This window comes from Leuconostoc sp. C5, assembly GCF_056530425.1.
On sequence record NZ_CP134351.1, the window covers coordinates 119,515 to 140,626 of the forward strand.

The 21,112-nt window shown below is 39.4% G+C and carries 19 protein-coding genes and 1 riboswitch; of the genes, 13 read left to right on the top strand and 6 right to left on the bottom strand.

Going from position 1 to position 21,112, the window contains the following annotated elements; genetic code table 11:
- Nucleotides 1-78 precede the first annotated feature (78 nt).
- The 4 genes from RHP56_RS00665 (at nt 79) to thiD (ending at nt 3,932) form a co-directional block, all read left to right on the top strand.
- Nucleotides 79-1,590 carry a peptide chain release factor 3 gene (locus RHP56_RS00665; protein WP_011679102.1) on the top strand — a complete coding sequence of 504 codons (1,512 nt, stop codon included), beginning with the start codon at nt 79-81 and terminating at the stop codon, nt 1,588-1,590.
- Nucleotides 1,591-1,679: 89 nt separating this feature from the next.
- Nucleotides 1,680-2,222: a hypothetical protein gene (locus tag RHP56_RS00670; RefSeq protein ID WP_014324186.1), complete on the top strand. Its 543-nt coding sequence runs from the start codon at nt 1,680-1,682 to the stop codon at nt 2,220-2,222.
- A gap of 117 nt (nt 2,223-2,339) precedes the next feature.
- Nucleotides 2,340-2,472, top strand: a riboswitch (THF riboswitch).
- 36 nt (nt 2,473-2,508) lie between these two features.
- The gene (locus RHP56_RS00675) at nt 2,509-3,066 is read left to right on the top strand and encodes a folate family ECF transporter S component (protein ID WP_014324187.1); all 558 of its coding nucleotides are present in this window, start codon (nt 2,509-2,511) and stop codon (nt 3,064-3,066) included.
- Nucleotides 3,067-3,104: 38 nt separating this feature from the next.
- Complete coding sequence (gene thiD / locus RHP56_RS00680; protein WP_011679105.1) at nt 3,105-3,932, top strand: bifunctional hydroxymethylpyrimidine kinase/phosphomethylpyrimidine kinase; 828 nt, start codon at nt 3,105-3,107, stop codon at nt 3,930-3,932.
- 15 nt (nt 3,933-3,947) lie between these two features.
- Here thiD and RHP56_RS00685 read toward each other — a convergent pair whose 3' ends face one another.
- Entirely contained in the window at nt 3,948-4,631 is a 684-nt protein-coding gene (locus RHP56_RS00685) for a DUF6198 family protein (protein WP_011679106.1), read from the bottom strand.
- A gap of 127 nt (nt 4,632-4,758) precedes the next feature.
- Here RHP56_RS00685 and RHP56_RS00690 point away from each other — a divergent pair, with 127 nt between their 5' ends.
- Together RHP56_RS00690 and adhE are read left to right on the top strand one after the other, a co-directional pair.
- Nucleotides 4,759-5,535, top strand: coding sequence for a (S)-acetoin forming diacetyl reductase (locus RHP56_RS00690; protein WP_010290041.1), 777 nt, complete (start codon nt 4,759-4,761; stop codon nt 5,533-5,535).
- A gap of 226 nt (nt 5,536-5,761) precedes the next feature.
- Nucleotides 5,762-8,464: a bifunctional acetaldehyde-CoA/alcohol dehydrogenase gene (adhE, locus tag RHP56_RS00695; RefSeq protein ID WP_462794708.1), complete on the top strand. Its 2,703-nt coding sequence runs from the start codon at nt 5,762-5,764 to the stop codon at nt 8,462-8,464.
- Between the two features lie 32 nt (nt 8,465-8,496).
- Here the strand turns inward: adhE and rlmD are convergent, their stop codons facing one another.
- Together rlmD and RHP56_RS00705 are read right to left on the bottom strand one after the other, a co-directional pair.
- On the bottom strand, nt 8,497-9,987 hold the full coding sequence (gene rlmD / locus RHP56_RS00700) for a 23S rRNA (uracil(1939)-C(5))-methyltransferase RlmD (RefSeq protein ID WP_050895327.1): 1,491 nt from the start codon (nt 9,985-9,987) through the stop codon (nt 8,497-8,499).
- 71 nt (nt 9,988-10,058) lie between these two features.
- A complete protein-coding gene (locus RHP56_RS00705; protein ID WP_011679109.1) occupies nt 10,059-11,222 on the bottom strand; it encodes an AbrB/MazE/SpoVT family DNA-binding domain-containing protein in 1,164 nt (387 codons plus the stop codon).
- A 273-nt stretch (nt 11,223-11,495) separates the two neighbouring features.
- Here RHP56_RS00705 and RHP56_RS00710 point away from each other — a divergent pair, with 273 nt between their 5' ends.
- The 4 genes from RHP56_RS00710 to RHP56_RS00725 all read left to right on the top strand — a co-directional run bounded on the left by RHP56_RS00710 (nt 11,496) and on the right by RHP56_RS00725 (nt 15,977).
- Complete coding sequence (locus tag RHP56_RS00710; protein ID WP_011679110.1) at nt 11,496-11,720, top strand: hypothetical protein; 225 nt, start codon at nt 11,496-11,498, stop codon at nt 11,718-11,720.
- A 56-nt stretch (nt 11,721-11,776) separates the two neighbouring features.
- Complete coding sequence (locus tag RHP56_RS00715) at nt 11,777-13,927, top strand: AAA family ATPase (protein WP_462794709.1); 2,151 nt, start codon at nt 11,777-11,779, stop codon at nt 13,925-13,927.
- 107 nt (nt 13,928-14,034) lie between these two features.
- The gene (locus RHP56_RS00720; protein WP_462794710.1) at nt 14,035-15,027 is read left to right on the top strand and encodes a nucleoid-associated protein; all 993 of its coding nucleotides are present in this window, start codon (nt 14,035-14,037) and stop codon (nt 15,025-15,027) included.
- Between the two features lie 11 nt (nt 15,028-15,038).
- Nucleotides 15,039-15,977, top strand: coding sequence for a DUF1810 family protein (locus tag RHP56_RS00725; protein ID WP_462794711.1), 939 nt, complete (start codon nt 15,039-15,041; stop codon nt 15,975-15,977).
- Nucleotides 15,978-16,008: 31 nt separating this feature from the next.
- On the opposite strand, the gene RHP56_RS00730 is transcribed toward RHP56_RS00725, so the two are convergent.
- The 3 genes from RHP56_RS00730 to RHP56_RS00740 all read right to left on the bottom strand — a co-directional run bounded on the left by RHP56_RS00730 (nt 16,009) and on the right by RHP56_RS00740 (nt 18,521).
- Nucleotides 16,009-17,439, bottom strand: coding sequence for an aspartate ammonia-lyase (locus RHP56_RS00730; RefSeq protein WP_010292838.1), 1,431 nt, complete (start codon nt 17,437-17,439; stop codon nt 16,009-16,011).
- Between the two features lie 117 nt (nt 17,440-17,556).
- Nucleotides 17,557-18,243 carry a ribose-5-phosphate isomerase RpiA gene (gene rpiA / locus RHP56_RS00735; RefSeq protein WP_002816154.1) on the bottom strand — a complete coding sequence of 229 codons (687 nt, stop codon included), beginning with the start codon at nt 18,241-18,243 and terminating at the stop codon, nt 17,557-17,559.
- Nucleotides 18,240-18,521 (bottom strand): GNAT family N-acetyltransferase, encoded by a 282-nt coding sequence (locus tag RHP56_RS00740; RefSeq protein ID WP_011679114.1) that lies wholly within the window; start codon nt 18,519-18,521, stop codon nt 18,240-18,242. Before RHP56_RS00740 ends, rpiA begins: the two co-directional genes overlap by 4 nt.
- 232 nt (nt 18,522-18,753) lie before the next feature.
- Between RHP56_RS00740 and RHP56_RS00745 the strand changes: the two genes are divergently transcribed.
- The 3 genes from RHP56_RS00745 to RHP56_RS00755 are packed head-to-tail and all read left to right on the top strand — an operon-like array spanning nt 18,754 to nt 21,088.
- Nucleotides 18,754-19,293 carry a dCTP deaminase/dUTPase family protein gene (locus RHP56_RS00745; RefSeq protein ID WP_011679115.1) on the top strand — a complete coding sequence of 180 codons (540 nt, stop codon included), beginning with the start codon at nt 18,754-18,756 and terminating at the stop codon, nt 19,291-19,293.
- Between the two features lie 47 nt (nt 19,294-19,340).
- A complete protein-coding gene (gene radA / locus RHP56_RS00750; protein ID WP_071951759.1) occupies nt 19,341-20,711 on the top strand; it encodes a DNA repair protein RadA in 1,371 nt (456 codons plus the stop codon).
- Nucleotides 20,712-20,713: 2 nt separating this feature from the next.
- Nucleotides 20,714-21,088, top strand: coding sequence for a hypothetical protein (locus tag RHP56_RS00755; RefSeq protein WP_147011368.1), 375 nt, complete (start codon nt 20,714-20,716; stop codon nt 21,086-21,088).
- Nucleotides 21,089-21,112: the final 24 nt, after the last annotated feature.

A 21,112-nucleotide genomic window follows, 5' to 3' on the forward strand; every position in this document is an offset into this window, starting at 1 on the left:
AAATGTTTCACGTGAAACGGATAAAAATATTTAATTGGTTACTAGCGATTGGCTTGTTTTTCAGGTAAACTAGATACTATGGAAAACTTTCAAGAACAACTAAAGAACCGACGTACTTTTGCGATCATCTCCCATCCCGATGCTGGTAAAACAACCTTAACTGAGCAATTATTGTTGCATGGTGGAGTGATTCGTGAAGCCGGAACAGTTAAAGGCCGTGGGTCGAACAAATTAGCTTCATCTGATTGGATGGCGATTGAGCAACAACGTGGTATTTCAGTAACGTCATCTGTATTGCAGTTTGACTATGAAGGTAAACGAATCAATATTTTGGATACACCGGGGCACGAGGACTTTTCAGAAGATACCTATCGTACTTTGATGGCTGTGGATTCAGTAGTCATGGTAGTCGATGCCGCCAAGGGTATTGAGCCACAGACTAAAAAGTTATTTGAAATTGTCTCACAGCGTGGAATACCAGTCTTTACGTTCTTTAACAAAATTGATCGTGACGCTCGCCCAGCACTTGATTTGGTTGACGAGCTTGAAACTGTATTAGGAATTCAAGCTTACCCAATGAATTGGCCAGTCGGCTCCGGCCAGGTTCTGCAAGGCATTTATGATTTGCAGGCTGACCAACTTGTGCCCTTTAAGAATGCCACAATTCATTCCGAGATCGTCGATGAGGCGATGGATGAAATTGAATTGTTACGTGATGCGGGTAATCCATTTGATGAGGATAAAATCGCTCATGGGCAATTAACACAAGTATTCTTTGGCTCAGCGTTGGTTAATTTTGGTGTAACAGAATTCTTGCGTGAATATTTGACGTATGCACCAGCCCCAGCAGCGATGACGACAGTTGATGACAAAAAAATTAATCCAGAAGACGCACAGTTCAGTGGTTTTGTATTTAAGATACAGGCCAACATGGATCCCAGACATCGAGACCGTATTGCATTTGTGCGGATCGTGAGTGGGGAGTTTAATCGCGGTATGGATGTGTTATTACAACGGAATGGCAAGAAATTAAAGCTCTCGAACGTGACACAATTTATGGCTGAAGAACGTGAAAATGTCCAGACAGCAGTTCCTGGTGATATTATTGGTGTCTATGATACGGGGAATTTCCAAATAGGTGATACAATCTACTCTGGAAAGAAAGCTGTACAGTTCCCTGATTTGCCAACATTTACACCTGAATTGTTTAACCGTGTGGTTGCCAAGGATGTGATGAAGCAAAAGTCATATCATAAAGGGATTGAACAACTCGTTCAAGAAGGAACAATTCAACTTTATAAATCATGGAACGGCGGCGACTACATTATTGGCGCTGTTGGACAATTGCAGTTTGAAGTGTTCCAGTTCCGTATGGAAAACGAATATAATGTTGAAATTCAATTTGAACCCATTGGTTCCAAAGTTGCTCGCTGGATAAAGCCAGAACAATTAGACGAGAAAATGAGTTCATCACGTAATTTACTAGTAAAAGATCGGTATGATGAACCAGTATTCTTATTCGAGAATAAATTCGCCTTGAATTGGTTCCACGATAAATACCCTGATGTTGAATTAGAAGAAAAAATGTAAAAACACCAAGCATATTGGAACGTCTGTGGACGTTCTTTTTTAATATCGTAATATGTTAGAATATAGTAACAAGAATATTGGAGAAAATCATGTCATATTATACACAACAACTTTTTAATGGCCAACGCGATCGTATTTTGCGTGTTGTTGATTCAGATGATGCTACACAAGCAACTGCTGGTTTTATTCATATTTTTGACGAACGGCGAGCTTTTGACTTTGAATACGCTAAAGAATTAACGAATGGTGAAATCACACAGGAACAGTTTGATGAGGAAGGAGAGTCGGTTAACACATTTAGCGTTAACTTTATGCCCCTAGCGCATGCTGAAGAGGAAGAAATTCCTAATGAATTGTTTGAGGAATGGGCTGGCCTAATTGGCCGTGAATATGCATTGGTTCCCAACTTACATATGAATATGTATCAACAGTCTCTGAAACCTGAAATTGAGGAAATTGATAAGGATCTTTTCGAAGAAAGATTGTTAGAACTAGTTACACGTGTTCTTGGATCTTCTGTTGTTGGATTTGAAGAAAAAGCTTTGACACTTTACCCAAGCTTTTTAGTACAAGAGCAACCTGAACAATCCGAACAAAAAGGGCCATCAACCCAGATAATATTACCAGAATAGTGAATATATGGATTGATGAATAGTATATTTAGCTAATTTAGCGAACGTTTTGTAAGCATTATCGTTAACGTTCGTTTTTTTTTATGGTACAATGTCTGGGTCGATAAGACAAATAAAATCGGGGTAGATTGGTGCGCGTTAAGTGCAGCGGAGACGGAATGTGAGCCGCTGACGAAACAAACATTCATTGCTAGCATTTTTTCGTGTTAGCACTGAATGTTTGTGCGGTGCATCAGTCACATTCACCACTATATAAGGTGAACACTCCACTCGGAGGTTCTATAGCATGGAAAATACAACACGAACGTGGGTTTTCCCAAAACTAGATACGCGCCAATTCGTTTTATTGGCGATGTTGATGGCACTTCACATGGTGCTGAGCAGGCTGACAGTCGGCACTAATGTACTTCAAGTAAGCTTTGCATTCGTAACGATGTCTCTGATTGCTAAATGGTATGGTCCATTGTGGTCTATGTTAATTGCGGCAATATTAGACGTTATCGGCGCAACAATTATTAATCCTGGTGCATTCTTTTTGGGATTCACTTTTACAGCAATGATTAGTGCGTTAATTTATTCACTGGCTTATTTCAAGCATGACAAAACAAGCTGGTGGCGAGTAAGTGTTGCTGTGGGGTTGGTATTATTAATTGCTAATATTGGTTTAAATTCCATTTGGTTGGTTATGATGTATCATACAGCACACGATTGGCCTTCATTTTTAGCCTTTATTACACCACGTGTCATTAAGAATTTAATTATGTTTCCCATTCAAGTGGGTATTTCGTATTTTCTTTTAAATAATCAGGTTATTAGTCACACCACAAAAAAGATTTTTAGTTAAACAGCTTCGGCTGTTTTTTTGAAAGCAGAGGTTTTAATATGGTAAATGAATTTCCACAAGTTTTAACAATAGCAGGTTCTGATTCAGATGGATCAGCAGGGATGCAGGCAGACTTGCATACATTTTTCATTAGAAAAACATACGGTATGAGTGTGTTAGTTGCTGCTGTGGCTGGTAACTCATACGGTATTCATGCTGCGGAAACATTACCGCTACACTTTGTTGACAAACAGTTTGAGGTTCTTGCTGACGATTTTAAAGTTCGCGCTAGTAAGACAGGCATGTTATCAGATGCTAGCTTAATTGAAGCAGTGGTAAAAGCTTATAAACAGTTTGACTTTGGTCCTTTAGTAGTTGATCCGGTAATAACAACAAAACATGGTGCTCAATTGTTAGAGGCAGCGGCCTTTGAGGCACTAAAAGAAAAACTTCTACCACTGGCAACAGTTGCAACGCCGAACTTTTTTGAGGCACAATTGCTAACTGGACGTACTATTGATAATGAACAGCAACAGACAGCTGCTGCAAAAGATATTCAATCTCTGGGCGTTCAAAATGTTATTGTCAAAGGATGGCATAATCAAGATAACCAAAATGAGGTTGCTGACTATGTTCTTCTCGCGGATGGCTCTGATTTTTGGTTAAGGCACCCGTATTTTGATACTACACACATCAATGGTACTGGGGACACTTTAAGCGCTGCTATTGCTGCTGAAATTGCTAAGGGGAAAGACGTTGCAACAGCTATTCGCATTGCCCACGATGTGACGGCAACAGCGATTGAACATGAAATTGCTGTTGGACATAAGTTTGGACCAATTAATCACTGGGCAGCTCAAGACTATAATAAAAAAGAAGACAAATAGTTTGTCTTCTTTTTATTATGATGCACCGGTGATATCACCATGAACAAGTCGTTTGAAAATATGACGATCCGCCCAAGCAATATTACGTCCCTGTAAAAGGAAGGACATGACAGTGCCAATACCGAGCGCCACGATTTGATGGCTAATGATGAGACAAATAATCGAAATACCAATTGCAACAGCGAAATTACTCATTTGAGCTTTACTAGCATTGCCACGGAAATAATCAAAGCGTAAGATATTCGTCAGGTCATCTAAGGGGTGAAGAATCCAATTAACACGCTGGTATATGGAAATAGCCACGCCAATTGTCCAAATACCAAACAAGTCAAGAGGAATACGCCACCACCAACTAAGTTGACGAATGCCCAGCGAGACAAAGTAATTGGCGAATACGCCAACTAAAATACTAAACGCCATACCGAAGAAAATATTGCCGAGTAATCGTAACCAATTGATACGCATGGCTAACCACATATTTAAGAATGCCACAGAAACAGCTGTAATAGCTAAAAAGATACTAATTTGCCAGCCAGTGGTGTTAGATAAGTTAGCGGCGCTTGCAGTCCATGGGGCCGAACCCATGGCGCTAGCCACACTTAATCCATTACCAAATGAGTTAATGATTAAAGAGATAAAAAAGAAACTAATTTTTTGTTTATATCCCAGTTGATAAAATTGACCATCTATATAGTACATTGTGTAATTTTTTCCTTAGTTGATTATCTTCTTATTATAGCATTAAGAAAGGTGCTTAAAGATAGTTTACAAAATCACAATTAAGGTATAGAATATATGCATTAGAAAATTGTGAGGAAAAAAAACAATGTCAGAAAATAAAGTCGCTTTGGTAACTGGAGCTGGTCAAGGAATTGGACAGGCAATCGCAGAACGATTGTCAAAAGATGGGTTTAAGGTTGCCTTAGTTGGACGTCATATTGAAAAAGTACAAAAAGTAGCTGATGAAATTAATGAAAATGGTGGTGAAGCCATTGCTATTAAGGCTGATGTGGCTAAACGTGATGAAGTTTTTGCAGCCGTCAAAGAAACGAAAGAAAAGTTCAATGGTTTTGATGTGATTGTTAACAATGCGGGTGTTGCGCCTACGACACCAATCATGTCAGTAACGGAAGATGATATGAACTGGACATGGGGCATTAATGTTAATGGTATTGTCTGGGGAACACAAGCTGCGACAGAAGCCTTCAAGGAATTTGGTCATGGTGGCAAAATCATTAATGCAACATCGCAAGCTGGTGTGCAAGGAAATGCTAATTTGACTGCCTATGGATCAACAAAATTTGCCATTCGCGGTATTACACAAACAACAGCTAAAGAGTTAGCAGAATTTGGTATTACAGTAAATGCATTTGCGCCTGGAATTGTGAAAACACCGATGATGGAAGATATTGCTCATGAAGTAAGCGTGAACGCTGGTAAAGACGATGAATGGGGAATGGCACAATTTTCAGAAGGAATCACCTTAGGACGACTAAGTGAACCGGAAGATATAGCAAATGTGGTTTCCTTCTTGTCTAGCTCAGATTCAAACTATGTGACAGGCCAAACATTAATTGTTGATGGTGGTATGGTATTTAGTTAAATTCAATATATAACTTTAAATGCATCTCAATTTCTTTAATTGGGGTGTTTTTTTGTGCACTAATCTAAATATGTGATTTATTATACAATATATATATTATTATGTTAGCGCTAACAAAAGCTTTTAAATAAGGGTTTAATAAACATATTCAAAAAAGGTTGCTTTTTAAAAAAGAATGATATATACTTATATTGTTAATAAATGAGCAAGTAAAGGAGCAAAGATTATGGCAGAAGCAATTGCAAAGAAACCCGCAAAAAAGGTTTTGACCCCTGAAGAAAAAGCGGAATTACAAACACAAGCTGAGAAGATGACTGAGGTATTGATTGAAAAATCACAAAAGGCATTGTCTGAATTTTCAACATTTTCGCAAGAACAAGTTGATAAAATTGTTGCAGCTATGGCCTTGGCAGGTTCTGAGAATTCACTTCTGTTAGCCCATGCTGCTCACGACGAGACTGGACGTGGGGTTGTGGAAGATAAGGATACGAAAAATCGTTTCGCCTCAGAATCAGTTTATAACGCTATTAAGTTTGATAAGACTGTGGGTGTTATTAGTGAAGACAAGATTCAAGGTAAGGTAGAATTAGCAGCCCCACTTGGTATTTTGGCTGGAATCGTCCCAACGACAAATCCAACGTCAACAACTATTTTCAAATCAATGTTGACAGCAAAGACACGTAACACAATTATCTTTGCTTTCCATCCCCAGGCTCAAAAAGCATCGGTTCTTGCTGCAAAAATTGTTTATGATGCTGCTGTTAAAGCAGGCGCACCGGAAAACTTTATCCAATGGATTGAAAAGCCTTCACTTTATGCAACAAGTGCGCTGATACAAAATCCTCACATTGCTTCAATTCTAGCTACTGGTGGGCCATCAATGGTTAATGCAGCTTTGAAGTCAGGAAATCCATCCATGGGTGTCGGTGCTGGAAACGGTGCAGTTTATATTGATGCAACTGTTGACACAGATCGTGCCGTGTCCGATTTGTTGTTATCAAAGCGTTTCGATAATGGCATGATTTGTGCCACAGAAAACTCAGCCGTTATTCAAGCACCAATCTATGACGAAATTTTAACTAAGTTACAAGAACAAGGTGCATACCTTGTTCCTAAGAAAGACTACAAGAAAATTGCTGATTATGTCTTTAAGCCTAACGCAGAGGGATTTGGTATTGCTGGTCCTGTTGCTGGTATGTCAGGACGTTGGATTGCTGAGCAAGCAGGCGTAAAGATTCCTGATGGTAAAGATGTACTTTTGTTCGAATTAGATCAGAAGAACATAGGTGAAGCGTTATCTTCTGAAAAGTTATCGCCATTACTTTCAATTTATAAAGTTGAGAAGCGTGAAGAAGCTATTGAGACTGTTCAATCCTTGTTAAACTATCAAGGCGCGGGGCACAACGCAGCAATTCAAATTGGTTCACAAGATGATCCGTTCATTAAAGAGTATGCTGACGCTATTGGTGCATCACGTATTTTGGTTAACCAACCTGACTCAATCGGTGGTGTTGGAGATATTTATACAGATGCTATGCGTCCATCGTTGACACTTGGTACCGGATCATGGGGGAAGAATTCATTGTCTCATAACTTATCAACATACGACTTACTTAATATTAAGACCGTGGCTCGCCGCCGTAATCGTCCTCAATGGGTTCGTTTACCTAAGGAAGTTTACTACGAAGCCAATGCCATTACTTACTTACAAGACTTGCCTACTATAAACCGTGCATTTATTGTCGCTGATCCTGGTATGGTTCAGTTCGGATTTGTTGGCAAAGTACTAGGCCAACTTGAGTTACGTCAAGAACAGGTTGAAACAAATATCTATGGTTCAGTTAAGCCTGACCCAACTTTGTCACAAGCTGTTGAAATTGCTCGCCAAATGGCAGACTTCAAACCAGATACAGTTATTTTACTTGGCGGTGGTTCGGCACTTGACGCTGGTAAAATTGGTCGGTTCTTGTACGAATACTCGACACGCCATGAAGGAATTTTAGAAGATGACGAGGCGATTAAAGATCTATTCTTAGAACTACAACAAAAGTTTATGGATATTCGTAAGCGAATCGTTAAGTTTTACCACGCACGTTTGACACAAATGGTTGCGATTCCAACAACTTCAGGTACTGGATCAGAAGTCACACCATTTGCCGTTATTACAGATGATGAAACACATGTAAAGTATCCACTAGCCGATTATGAATTGACACCGGAAGTTGCTATTGTTGATCCAGAATTTGTTATGACCGTACCACAACACACGGTATCTTGGTCAGGATTAGATGCTTTGTCACATGCTTTGGAATCGTATGTCTCAGTGATGGCTTCTGAATTCACACGTCCTTGGGCATTACAAGCTATTAAGTTGATTTTTGATAACTTAACAAATTCATACAATTATGATCCTAAACACCCAACTAAGGAAGGTCAGAATGCACGCACAAAGATGCACTATGCGTCAACATTGGCTGGTATGTCATTTGCGAATGCCTTCTTGGGACTTAACCACTCACTAGCACACAAAACTGGTGGAGAATTCGGACTACCTCACGGTATGGCAATCGCTATTGCAATGCCACATGTGATTAAGTTTAATGCGGTAACAGGAAATGTAAAGCGCACACCATACCCACGTTACGAAACCTATACAGCACAAAAAGATTATGCTGATATTGCACGTTACTTAGGTTTGAAAGGTGAAACAGATGCTGAATTGGTCGATGTATTGATTGCAGAAATCAAGAAGTTGGCTGCATCAGTGGGTGTCAATCAAACACTATCTGGCAACGGTGTTTCAAAGCATGACTTTGATACAAAGTTAGAAAAGATGATTGACTTAGTTTACAATGACCAATGCACGCCGGGAAACCCTCGCCAACCAAGCTTGGCAGAAATTCGTCAATTGTTGAAAGATCAGTTTTAAAAAAAGAGACCTTACAATTAAGTAAGGTCTTTTTATTTTTGACGTTTTGTTAATTTAACAACGCCCTCCCAACGGGCAGTTTGAGGGAACATGTCAATACTTTGAATGTAATCAACTTGGTAGGCTTTTGATAAATCAACCAAATCACGAGCCAAAGTTGAGGCGTTACATGAAATATACACAAACTTTTCAGGTTGTGTGCGCAAAATTTCTCGACGCAGTGCAGTGTCTAAACCTGTGCGTGGTGGATCAACAACTAATGCATCAGCTATCCATCCTTCTGATTGCCATTTAGGAAACAGTTTTTCAGCCGTACCCACTTCATAGTGAGCATTACTAATATGATTTAAAGTAGCATTTTGATTAGCATCATCAACTGCTTCGGGGATAATTTCCATACCACGAACTTCGCCAGCCTTGTCAGCTAAGGACAGACCAATTGTACCTACACCAGCATATGCATCGACTAGTTTATCAGCGTGCGTCAAATCAAGTGCTGCCAAGGCTTGGTTATAAACTACGGACATTTGCGTATGATTTAACTGCATGAAAGCACGTGGTGATAATTGGAATGTTTTCCCGAGAACCTTTTCTTCGATGTAGTCCTTACCCCAAAGCTTAAGTGTCTCTTCGCCCCAAACGAGGCTAGTACGACCAGGATTATAATTTTGAAAAATACCAGTAACTTCTGGTAGGGCCTGATTGATTGCTTCAATCAGTGCGGTATCACCTGGGAATCCATCTGTGTTTGTGATAAATGTTAGTTGAACTTCGCTGGTTGTCTGAGATACACGAGCAACAATAGTTTTTACCGTACCACGATTTTTATCTTCATTGTAGACTGAGACAGATAATTTATCGAGTAACTCACGAACGGTACGCATGACTTTCATCGTGGCTGGGGTTTGTGTATGTACAACCGGTAAATCAACCAAATCATGGCTACCACGTTTATACATACCGACACTCAGTTTATCGCCAATTTTTCGCACAGGGAATTGGGCTTTGTTACGGTATTCATACGGATGATCCATGCCGATTGTGTCACGTATGTCATAATTAGACCAGCCCTTCGGTTGGAATTTTTCAAGCGATTGAACGAGTACATCTTTTTTGAAGCGTAATTGTGCTGGATAATTCATATGCTCCAATTCAAATCCACCAACACTATCTGCGAATTCATCAAGCGGTTTCACTCTATCCGGAGATTTCTCACGTATTTTCAAGACTTTAGCGGCGATATATTTTGGTTCTACTTCAGTAACCTTTACAACAGCCACTTCATCAGGTAAAGCGCCAGGTACAAATACAATCTTACGTTTAAAGTAGCCAATTCCTTCACCGTTAATACCGAGGCGCTTGATTGTTAACGGGAAGTTTTGGCCAACACGTACGTTGACACCTTCACTCGTGTTGCCTCTTGGTGCGCCAGACTTACGGGGATCGAAGTTTTTACCATAATATGGTTTTTTACCGTTATTGTTGCGACTTTTTTGATAAGGTCGCTTGTTTTGTTCTGTCATATTCATCTTTCTGCATTGCAATGCCCAAGGTTCATTATTATGTAACCATCATAACATGATAGCATGAAAAGTCAGGAGATGGGGACTACGAATGTTTGATAAGTGTGATAATAGAGTCGATAAATGTTTTGAAATAGTAGTAGTATCCAACTTAAAGCCAACACAAAGGCAACAATCTCGAAGGTTGTTAGAGACAGATAACCTACCCATTGAAATAAAATCATACTGGTTACTAGGATTGCACAGATGATATAGGATGTTGCTTCGAATTCACGCGGTGCATTTGGTAGTAGCCAGCGGTTGCCCAACATCATAATTAAAATAAAGTAGATTAAAAAATTGGCCATTTGGTCATGCAAAATATGAAGACGTCCAGCGTTGTTTGGAAACAGACCGACACCAGCTAATGACAAAGCCGATAAATTTAGCAATATGCGCAACGTAATGAGCCGTCGGTTGTGACGCAGAATTTTTTGTAAAGGAACGAATAGATAGTCTACTAACGCCAACCAGATTAACCCAGCTAGAATTAAAGTGGCGTTAAACTGCCAAGAGTCCAGCGCATTATCAGTTCCTAAAAAACTTAGGTTATATTGCCACCACATACGCGAGCTATTTGTAACCATCGCTGTTAGTACACCGCCAATGATAGTCATTACAAAAATTGAAGTAATGAATAAGGTAGAGATTGATAACGCTGAATAAATCATTAAAAAGTTAATGATTCCGTTAAACATAGTAAATAGCGCAATTGACGTGAATAAATCAAACGATGCGGTTTGAAATAAGTAATTAATTGCCCAAAAGAATCCTGATGTCACAAAAGCTAAGATAATAGCAAAAGCTACGGTTAAAGCTGGTAAGACGCGCCAACTGGTTTTACGACGCAGCTTATCAATTTGTTGTCGTTGTTGCTGAAAGTATATTAAAAGGAACATGAAAATTCCGCTGATCTCACTTAACATAATGACGGCACTAGCGATAGAGTTGTCGCCACCCAAAGGGATACGAAACATTTTTTCCTCCACGGCATAAATTGTGAAAATGATTGCCATCACCATAGAAGGAATCAAAAAATGTCGCAACGACAATGTTTGACGTTCATTAGGATTATTTGTCTGCTGTATGATCAATTGTCCGTTTCTAAGCGTGAGATTTAGTGGTTGATTGTGTTTTAAATGCAGCTCGCTAACAATTTCATCAGGTAACGTAAGTTGATACGGTGTCTTTGACATAATTCTCTCCAATATGTTCTAGTTTAGCATGTTCATAAAAGAAGATTGAAAGAACATGTATTTTTTAATATTTTGTATTTATATATCACATTTGTGTTATAACAAATGTGTGGTATAATATAGATGTAGAGAGGAACAGAAAAAGTAGCAGATGTGCCTCAGAGACCTCTCGAGCTAAAGGAGATGTGGATAAATGATTAAACGCAGAAACTTTATTAACGAGTTTGTACACAATCGCGTACGAGGTCAGACTGAATAGGATGGCGATTAGTAATGAGATTTGATATAAAGGCTTACTTAGATGATAATTCACTAACAATTTACCGCGTAGCAAAGGAATCTGGTTATGGATACACAACGATACACAAGTCGTTTAACAAAACACAATCAGATGCCACGAGCCTAAACATGCGTGATTTAGATGCTCTGGCTAAGGTGCAACATAAACAAATGTGGGAAGTGTTACGAGAATTAGAAAAACTTTATTTTGATGAATGATAAACGTGCTTGGGGTAAGCACAAGCACATAGAAAACTAAAAGGAGATTTTAGACTATGGCTAACAATGATTTTTTCAATGATCCATTTGGATCAGACATGAATGACATTTTTAATAACATGATGGGTAATATGAACGGCATGAACTCTGAGAACCGTCGTTATTTGATTAACGGTCGCGAGGTTACGCCGGAAGAGTTTGTTCAATATCGACAGACTGGGAAACTACCACAAGGTCTTCAAGCATCCAATGCTACAAACGGTCAGCCAGTAGCACAACAAGCTGGGCAACCTGGACAAGTAAAGCAGGAAGGAATGCTGGCAAAGCTTGGACGTAACTTGACGAAAGAGGCTCGCGACGGTTTGCTTGATCCAGTCATTGGACGTAACAAAGAGATTCAAGAAACGGCTGAAATTTTAGGACGCCGTACAAAGAACAACCCAGTGCTAGTTGGCGATGCTGGTGTTGGTAAGACAGCAGTGGTTGAAGGTTTGGCACAAGCGATTGTTAATGGGGACGTCCCAGCAGCAATTAAGGACAAGGAGATTTACAGTATCGATATCTCTAGCCTTGAAGCTGGTACTCAATTCCGTGGTGCTTTTGAGGAAAATATCCAGAACCTTTTGAAAGAAGTTAAACAAGCAGGCAACGTTATCTTGTTCTTTGATGAGATTCATCAAATCTTGGGAGCTGGTTCAACCGGTGGCGAAGATGGCGGTAAAGGACTAGCTGATATTATCAAGCCAGCTTTGAGTCGTGGTGAAATTTCATTAATTGGTGCGACAACGCAAGATGAATATCGTAACACGATTATGAAGAACGCTGCACTAGCTCGGCGTTTTAATGAAGTGACTGTGAATGCACCATCACCTAAGGATACGCTTGAAATCTTGAAGGGGATTGCGAAGTTGTATGAAAAGCATCACCATGTTTCATTGCCTGAAAACGTATTAAAGGCAGCAGTTGACTATGCAGTACAGTATATTCCACAACGTTCATTACCAGATAAGGCGATAGATTTGCTTGACATGACAGCGGCTCACCTGTCAGCTAAGAACCCAGTAACAGATAAGGTAAGTTTAGAGAAGCAGATGAGCGATGCTAAAGCAAAGCAAGAAAAGGCTGTTGCTGATGAAGACTATGAGGCCGCTCTAAAGTACAAGAACCAGATTGCTGATTTGGAAAAGAAAGTTGGTAGCGCTGACGAAGCTAAAAAGGTTGAGGCAACGCCTAATGATGTGGCCGAATCAGTAGAACGTTTGACTGGTATTCCTGTGGCACAGATGGGTGCGTCAGATATCGAACGTTTGAAGACAATTGGTGATCGTTTGGCTGGTAAAGTTATTGGTCAAGATGAAGCCGTAAGTATGGTCGCTAAAGCCATTCGTCGTAACCGCGCGGGATTTGATGAAGGAAACCGACCAATTGGTTCGTTCTTGTTCGTCGGTCCAACTGGTGTTGGTAAGACGGAGTTAGCAAAGCAACTAGCTTTGGACATGTTTGGTAGCAAAGATAACATTGTTCGTTTGGATATGAGTGAGTATTCGGATTTGACAGCGGTATCTAAGTTAATTGGTACGACCGCTGGGTATGTTGGCTATGATGACAATAGCAACACACTAACTGAAAAAGTTCGCCGTAATCCTTATTCAATTATTCTCCTTGATGAAATTGAAAAGGCCAATCCACAAGTACTAACGTTGTTATTACAAGTGATGGACGATGGTCGCTTAACAGACGGTCAGGGAAACGTCGTTAACTTCAAGAACACGGTCATTATTGCAACATCTAACGCTGGATTTGGACACAACTCGAGTGATGCAGATCAGGATTTGATGGCTAAGTTGGCGCCATACTTCCGTCCAGAGTTCTTGAACCGTTTTAACGGTGTGATCGAATTTAGTACGTTGACTAAGAATGATTTGAAGCAAATTGTTGATTTGATGTTAGATGATGTCAATAAGACATTGGCTAAGAAAGACTTGACATTACATGTGTCTGACGAAGTTAAGGATCACTTGATTGAAGATGGTTATGATGAAGCCCTAGGTGCACGTCCATTGCGTCGAGTAATTGAGCAACAAATTCGTGACCAAGTAACGGATTTCTATTTGGATAATCCAGGTGAAAAATCCTTAAGCGCAGACTTGGTTGATGGCAAAGTTGTCATCTCGGCTGTTGTTGAGAAGACTGCGGTTACTAACTAATGTTTGAAAAAATCACGTTCGTGTACAAAACGTGGTTTTTATTTTGCTTTCAATGAACAATTTATTCAGCATGGTATAATGAATTCATTAAACTAAAGGATGTCTACATGATTATTCAACATGCAATTCTCCATATACTGGACACGAATACAGGTAGTCTCATTGCATCGCAAGGAGAAATGAACGTCGACAATGTTGGCGTTCATGAATATATTGAAAAGCTGGTTAATAAAATCTATAAAGGTGACATCAAGACAGGAAATTTATTGCCAGATAGTTATCTGGACAAGATGATTAAACAATCGGATTTTCCGGAAGTAACGACACAAATGGCCACTAAATTATTTGATACGATTTCTGCTAGTGAGTCTATTCCAGCTGGTGATTTGTTAAGTTTTCAGGCTACAATTGATGAAGGGCCAATCTTTGGATTAATCAAACTCAATTTCGGCGCTCGTTATGCTCACGCAGTAGAGTACGAAGATGACCAGATGGTGAATAACTTGGTGCTTAATCAGTCAATTTTACCGGCTGCAACGCAAACAGTTGATGAAGCTATTTTGGTAAATGTCGATGATGGCAGCTATCAATTGTTGGAAAAGAAACAATTGATTGACGGGCATCGTGTGCCTTATTTTTCAGAAAATTTTTTGGAAATAAAACCTGAAGTTTCAGCAAAAGAAAATATCCAAGTCATTAAGCGTACAATTAAAAATATTGCTGAAAAATATGATGAGCCAGAACATGAGGTACTGGCTGCAACGCAGGAAGTGATTTATAATAGTTTAGCAGAGACGGGTAGTATTAGCACAGATGTTATTGCAGAAAAGGTGTTTGGTGATAACATCACGGCTAAAAAAGAATATCAAGAAAAGCTGACTGCAAAATCATTGCCAACGGAAGTTTCGGTTGTTAATTCCGAGAAGTATGAGAAAAAGTATCGAACACAAAAATTTAAACTCGATTCTGGAATTGAAATTTCTATTCCTGTTCATGTTTACCAGGATTTGAGTAAAGTTGAATTTGTCAATAATGCTGATGGGACAATCACCTTAATGATTAAAGATATCGCATCAATATTAAATAAGTTCAATGTGTAGAGGAGAAAATAATGCCTTATCAAGATTCTTATGTTGCTAAAATACGCGAAAAAATTGGGCACGACTTTGAGCTCGTGATGCCTACGATAGATGTGGTAATTGCCAATTCAAAAGGTGAACTTTTGATGATTTATAACCGTGATTTTGATGGTTGGGCTTTTCCAGGTGGTTATATTGAGCCAGAAATGTCATGGCAAGAAAATGCAGCACGAGAAGCTTTGGAAGAGTCTGGCATTCGTGCGAATGCAAAAGATCTGCAATTGATTGGTTCTGTTTCAGGAGAAAACTATCGTACGCAATATCCTAATGGTGACCGGGTTAAGCTCTATACAAATGTGTTTTTGCTGACAAAATGGTCAGAAGAGTTAGATAAGATAGACGATACAGAGATTGACGGGAAAAAATGGATGACACCGCAAACAATTGATCATGTTCATTTAACCTTTTCCGGTCGAGCAGTGTATCAGGCATATCGTCAATTCCAAGAAACGAAACAAATACAATTGTTAACCATCAATAGTGAACTGCAGCGTTTTTTGGATGCGCAGGATGGTCGCATTGCTGATGTGAATACGTATGAGGATGCAATTAATGAATTGACTGCCGGTCAAAAAAGAACACATTGGATGTGGTTTGTATTACCACAACTTCGTGGGCTAGGAACAAGTGAACGTGCGACGTATTACGGTATCAAAAATGCCAAAGAGGCTCGTGAGTATCTAGCAGATGATGAATTACGTACTCGCTTGGAGAAAATTTTAAAAATTGTATCGACTATTGAATCATCAGATCCAGTTGCCATATTTGGACAAGTAGACGCTGAAAAGTTTCATGCCAGTGTGACGTTGTTTGCACAAGTTGCAGAAACACCTGATTTGTATCAGCAAGTATTAGTGAAATATTTCAATGGTGACTTACATCAACCAACACTAGACTTATTAAACAAATAAAAAAGGCGACTTAGTCGTCTTTTTTATTTGTTTATACTGTTGTTTTTGGCGCGTGCAGTACTAGACCATGCTCTGGTGTTCGAGCATTAATAACGATATCTTCAACCTTGAAAATATGTGCCAATTCACTTTCAGTAAATCTATTTTTCTTTTCAGCGATTTCACGCAAAGATTTTCCAGTGCGCAGAGATTCTTTAGCAATTTTAGCGGCTTCTTTGTAGCCAATTATTGGCGCCATCGCGGTTGCAAAGCTCACCGACAAATCAATGTCTTGTGACAAGCGATGTTTGTTTACTGTAATGCCGTCAATGGCATTGATGCGTAGAGTATTCATAGCTTGTTGGAGATGTTCAATGCCAGTGATTAAGCTTTTGAAGATAATGGGTTCAAATGCATTCAATTCTAATTGACCAGCTTCGCTTGCTGCCGTAACGGTGGTATCAAAACCAATCATTTCAAAGGCGACTTGATTGACAACTTCTGGAATAACTGGATTAACTTTACCAGGCATGATTGATGAACCTGCTTGTTTTGAAGGTAAGTTAATTTCATGTAATCCCGAACGTGGGCCAGAACTGAGTAAGCGTAGATCATTAGACATTTTAGATAGATTAACTGCTAAATTTTTTAATGAACCAGACAGGGCAACATAGGAGTCTAAGTTTGAAGTTGCATCAAATAAATCATGGGCTTGCTCAAGTGGAAGCCCAGTTATGCTAGCTAGGTTAGGAACGATGTGCACTTGGTAATGATAACTTACGTTAATACCGGAACCAATAGCTGATCCGCCCAGATTTAATGTATATAGCTCATTGCGTGCGGCTTCGATACGTTTAAAGTCTCGACGAAGTGGTTTTAACCAAGCATGAAAGGTATTTCCTAAGGTCATGGGCACAGCATCTTGTAGCTGTGTACGACCCATTTTGTAAGTTGTTGAAAATTCGTCGGCTTTGTTACCAAGAGCGTCTACCAATAATGTTAATTCTGAAAAAAGTGGTTCGAGTAGTCGGATAAGAGCAATTTTTCCTGCGCTAGGATAAGTATCATTGGTACTCTGACCCATATTAACGTGGTCATTTGGGTTAACGTAGCCATATTCACCACGTGCACGGCCTACCTGCTCAAGAGCTGTATTAGCAACAACTTCATTGACGTTCATATTGGTACTTGTACCAGCACCACCTTGAACGTCACTAATTGGAAACATTGTAAGATCGATTGGCTGACTTAACAAAATTTTTGTTGCATCAACAATATGTTTAGCAACAGCTCGATCTAGATTACCAGATGTAGCATTTGTTTGTGCCGCAGCCTGTTTAATTTCTAAAAAGGCTCGAATGATTTCTGGATGGGTTGTTTCTTTTGAAATTGGAAAATTATTTAGCGCACGTTGAGTGTGTGCCCCGTAGTAGACATCTTTGGGTACGTTGATTTGGCCGAGTGAATCTGATTCTGTGCGCATATTGCTTCTCCTTACTGGTTATGAGAATATTTTACCGCAAAAAATAACTATACCAATTTTATTTGTTAAGTTTTATGACACCATATTTTTCTTTCTTGATATAGAAAAAAGCACCCTTTACGGTGCTTCAATAATTTCAACGCCATCATCACTACCAATGACTACACGGTTAACAACATCAGTGAACAGACCGTGCTCTACAACACCGACCATATTAATTAATTCTTGACCCAAATCACGTGGATCTTCGATAACGGGAACATGTAGATCAATGAGGTAATTTGCTGAATCTGTACGTACAGGGTTGCCATTTTGATCTAAACGCCAAGTAGGATGGAACCCATCTGCAGTAAAGCGTTTAAATAATTGGTCAGATCCATATGGAATAATTTCGACTGGCAAATACTGATTTAGTTTGGATACACGTTTGCTACTGTCTACAACCCAGATATTCTCACGAGAGTTAAACGCAACGATTTTTTCCCATAAAAGCGCGGCCCCGCCACCTTTAATGGCTGAGAAATCATCCGAAATTTGGTCAGCTCCATCAATTGTAAGATCAATTTTATCGACATCATCAACGTTGTACATCGGGATCCCTAGTTTTGCAGCATTGCGCCTTGTCTTTTCAGAAGTAGGGACGCCGACGATTTTTAAATTTTCATTGGCCACGCGTTCACCTAAAGCGGTAATGACTTGAGCAATTGTTGATCCAGAGCCAATGCCCACTACCATACCGTCCTGAACAAAGTCGGCGGCGCGGCGACCTGCAATAATTTTTTGTAAATCCTGTGATGAACTCATGATTTGTACTCAATCTCCTGATAAGTGTCGGGGTAACGTAAAAATGCTTCTTTTACATAAGGACAAACGGGCTTTATTGTCATGTTTTTGGCACGCGCATCAGCAACAATCGTGTCTAACAATTTTTTAGCAACACCTTGCCCACGTAGAGATGGATCCACTACGGTTGAATTAATTGAATAGGTTTGCCCCTCGTTGATTACTGTATAAGTAATCTGAGCTATAACTTTGCCGTTTTTTTCCAAGAAATAACGACCATTTTCGTGTTGGAATTCCATAATAATTTCCTCTCGTTTTATTATAACAGCATAATGATTAGCGGTATTTAATTGAGTGCGTGAAAATTTACTATTTACCTATGATACTAACATAATTTGTGCTTGTCTGTGTTACTTGTTCTGACCATTTTTTAATCCATCTAACATTTTATAATTTAACGTATATTTTTTAAAATAAAGACAATATATCGTATAATAAGGGATAAACTATTTATGAAGAGGTGTACTTATTATGACACGTGGATTTGAGATTGTTAGCAAATATGCTGACGAGAATATTACTGTTCCAAAGCGCAGCACACAGCAAGCAGCAGGTTATGATTTTGAAGCCGCAGTGGATATCACTATCCCTAGCGTTTTGAGTAATAATTTTTTCAAGGGACTTAATATTTTATCGCTTGGGAAACTTTCAAAGCTACGTGATAATGAAGATTTGCAAGATATGCTTAAACCGGTACTTATTCCAACGGGTATAAAAGCTTACATGGGGGAAGGTGAATACTTGCAACTTGTTTCACGTTCAAGTGGACCTATTAAAAAACGGATAATGATGCCTAATGCAGTTGGTATCGTAGATGCTGATTATTATAATAATGAGGGTAATGAAGGGGAAATTTTCTTTCAGTTTATTAATTTTGGCCTTAAAGACGCCCATATTAAAAAAGGTGAGCGCATCGGTCAAGGCATATTTTTGCCCTATTTATTAGCTGATGGCGATGATGCTGTGGAAAAGTCAGATCGTAAGGGTGGCTTTGGTTCAACAGGGCAATAATATCTTTTATCATTATGTTAGAACGAATTAAATGAAAGGACTAGGATATCGCTAAAGTAAAAACACAATTTATATGTTCCAACTGCGGTTTTGTTTCGGCGCGGTATTTAGGACGCTGCTCAAATTGTGGTGAATGGGGCACGCTTGTTGAAGAAAAAATCCAACCAGAATCAAATGATCGTAAAAGTCGTGTGAGTCTAGATGGACGCAATGCTAAAGTTGAAAAAATAAACGAGATTACATCTGAAGAGACACCGCGCGTAGCAACTAAGCTTAAAGAACTAAACCGAGTTTTAGGTGGTGGTGTTGTCCCAGGTTCGATGGTTTTGATTGGTGGTGATCCTGGTATTGGCAAGTCAACATTACTACTTCAAGTATCTGGACAACTTGCTCAAGAAGGACGGGTACTATATGTGACCGGCGAAGAGTCTGCCACACAAGTGAAACTGCGTGCCGACCGCTTAGGCGTTGGGCACGATGAGTTTTATTTATATCCGGAAACGGATATGACGGCCGTGAAAAAGCAGATTGAGGAATTACAACCGAATTTTGTTGTTATTGACTCGGTACAAACCATGCAAGAACCTGATGTCTCATCGGCTGTTGGATCAGTGTCACAAATTCGAGAAGTGACAGCCGATCTGTTGCAAATCGCTAAGACTAATAATATTTCTATATTTATAGTAGGGCATGTGACTAAAGATGGCGCCATAGCGGGGCCAAAAATTCTGGAGCACATGGTTGATACAGTATTGTACTTTGAAGGAGATAGTAATTATAAGTACCGCATTCTGCGTGCGGTTAAAAATCGGTTTGGCGCAACAAATGAATTAGGTATTTTTGAAATGCGTAATGGCGGTTTGATAGAGGTAGCTAATCCCTCTGAGATTTTCTTAGAAGAACGTTTATCTGGTGCCACTGGATCGGCAATTGTGGTCGCGTTAGAAGGATCACGACCTATTTTGGTTGAATTACAAGCCTTAGTAACGCCGACTGTATTTGGTAACGCACAGCGTACAGCAGCAGGCCTCGATAGGAATCGTGTGTCATTGATTATGGCTGTATTAGAAAAACGCGCTAACTTATTATTACAAAATCAAGATGCGTATTTAAAGGCAGCAGGTGGCGTGAAACTTGATGAACCAGCAATTGATTTAGCGATTGCTGTTGCTCTAGCTAGTTCGTATCATGATAAAGAATCAAGGCCAAGTGATGTCTTTGTTGGCGAAATTGGTCTAACTGGCGAAGTCCGTAGCGTAGCAGATATTGAAGGACGATTAAAAGAAGCTAAAAAATTGGGCTTTAAGCGTGCTATTGTTCCTAAAAATAATTTAAATGGCGTCGAATTACCTCAAGGTATTCAAGTTATTGGAGTAACAACATTAAGTGAGGCGCTTAAAATTGCCTTAGGAGAATGATCATGTCAGAGCATTTATTAACAGGGTTGACTGACATCAATTGTGCTCTCTATGAACATGTTGAGAAAGGGAAAGCTTACAGCGTACGTTTTTTCGTCGGGGTAATGATATTTTGTGCATTATTGCTGTTTTTTCTTATCGGATCAGCAGTCACGTTCTTTTTGATGGGAATTGTCTTTGAACAACTAGAATGGATAGCAATGATTTTGGTATTGTTTTCGGCATTAGTTACGGGTATGGTTGGCTGGTTATCTTGGGAATGGGGGCACCTACTTTGGCAGCTTTTAAAACAAGTCGATGAAAATGGGCATTACTACGCCCATGATAAAATACGTGCCAGTGACCAAACAAAAATCCATTTGGGTAAACATTTTTAAATAGCTAAACATAAAAAAGGGCCT

Excerpts from the sequence above, each read along its gene's own strand:
- RHP56_RS00665 (WP_011679102.1), top strand. The coding sequence starts at position 79 with ATGGAAAACTTTCAAGAACAACTAAAGAACCGACGTACTTTTGCGATC.
- RHP56_RS00670 (WP_014324186.1), top strand. The coding sequence starts at position 1,680 with ATGTCATATTATACACAACAACTTTTTAATGGCCAACGCGATCGTATT.
- RHP56_RS00675 (WP_014324187.1), top strand. The coding sequence starts at position 2,509 with ATGGAAAATACAACACGAACGTGGGTTTTCCCAAAACTAGATACGCGC.
- thiD (WP_011679105.1), top strand. The coding sequence starts at position 3,105 with ATGGTAAATGAATTTCCACAAGTTTTAACAATAGCAGGTTCTGATTCA.
- RHP56_RS00685 (WP_011679106.1), bottom strand. The coding sequence starts at position 4,631 with ATGTACTATATAGATGGTCAATTTTATCAACTGGGATATAAACAAAAA.
- RHP56_RS00690 (WP_010290041.1), top strand. The coding sequence starts at position 4,759 with ATGTCAGAAAATAAAGTCGCTTTGGTAACTGGAGCTGGTCAAGGAATT.
- adhE (WP_462794708.1), top strand. The coding sequence starts at position 5,762 with ATGGCAGAAGCAATTGCAAAGAAACCCGCAAAAAAGGTTTTGACCCCT.
- rlmD (WP_050895327.1), bottom strand. The coding sequence starts at position 9,987 with ATGACAGAACAAAACAAGCGACCTTATCAAAAAAGTCGCAACAATAAC.
- RHP56_RS00705 (WP_011679109.1), bottom strand. The coding sequence starts at position 11,222 with ATGTCAAAGACACCGTATCAACTTACGTTACCTGATGAAATTGTTAGC.
- RHP56_RS00710 (WP_011679110.1), top strand. The coding sequence starts at position 11,496 with ATGAGATTTGATATAAAGGCTTACTTAGATGATAATTCACTAACAATT.
- RHP56_RS00715 (WP_462794709.1), top strand. The coding sequence starts at position 11,777 with ATGGCTAACAATGATTTTTTCAATGATCCATTTGGATCAGACATGAAT.
- RHP56_RS00720 (WP_462794710.1), top strand. The coding sequence starts at position 14,035 with ATGATTATTCAACATGCAATTCTCCATATACTGGACACGAATACAGGT.
- RHP56_RS00725 (WP_462794711.1), top strand. The coding sequence starts at position 15,039 with ATGCCTTATCAAGATTCTTATGTTGCTAAAATACGCGAAAAAATTGGG.
- RHP56_RS00730 (WP_010292838.1), bottom strand. The coding sequence starts at position 17,439 with ATGCGCACAGAATCAGATTCACTCGGCCAAATCAACGTACCCAAAGAT.
- rpiA (WP_002816154.1), bottom strand. The coding sequence starts at position 18,243 with ATGAGTTCATCACAGGATTTACAAAAAATTATTGCAGGTCGCCGCGCC.
- RHP56_RS00740 (WP_011679114.1), bottom strand. The coding sequence starts at position 18,521 with ATGGAATTCCAACACGAAAATGGTCGTTATTTCTTGGAAAAAAACGGC.
- RHP56_RS00745 (WP_011679115.1), top strand. The coding sequence starts at position 18,754 with ATGACACGTGGATTTGAGATTGTTAGCAAATATGCTGACGAGAATATT.
- RHP56_RS00755 (WP_147011368.1), top strand. The coding sequence starts at position 20,714 with ATGTCAGAGCATTTATTAACAGGGTTGACTGACATCAATTGTGCTCTC.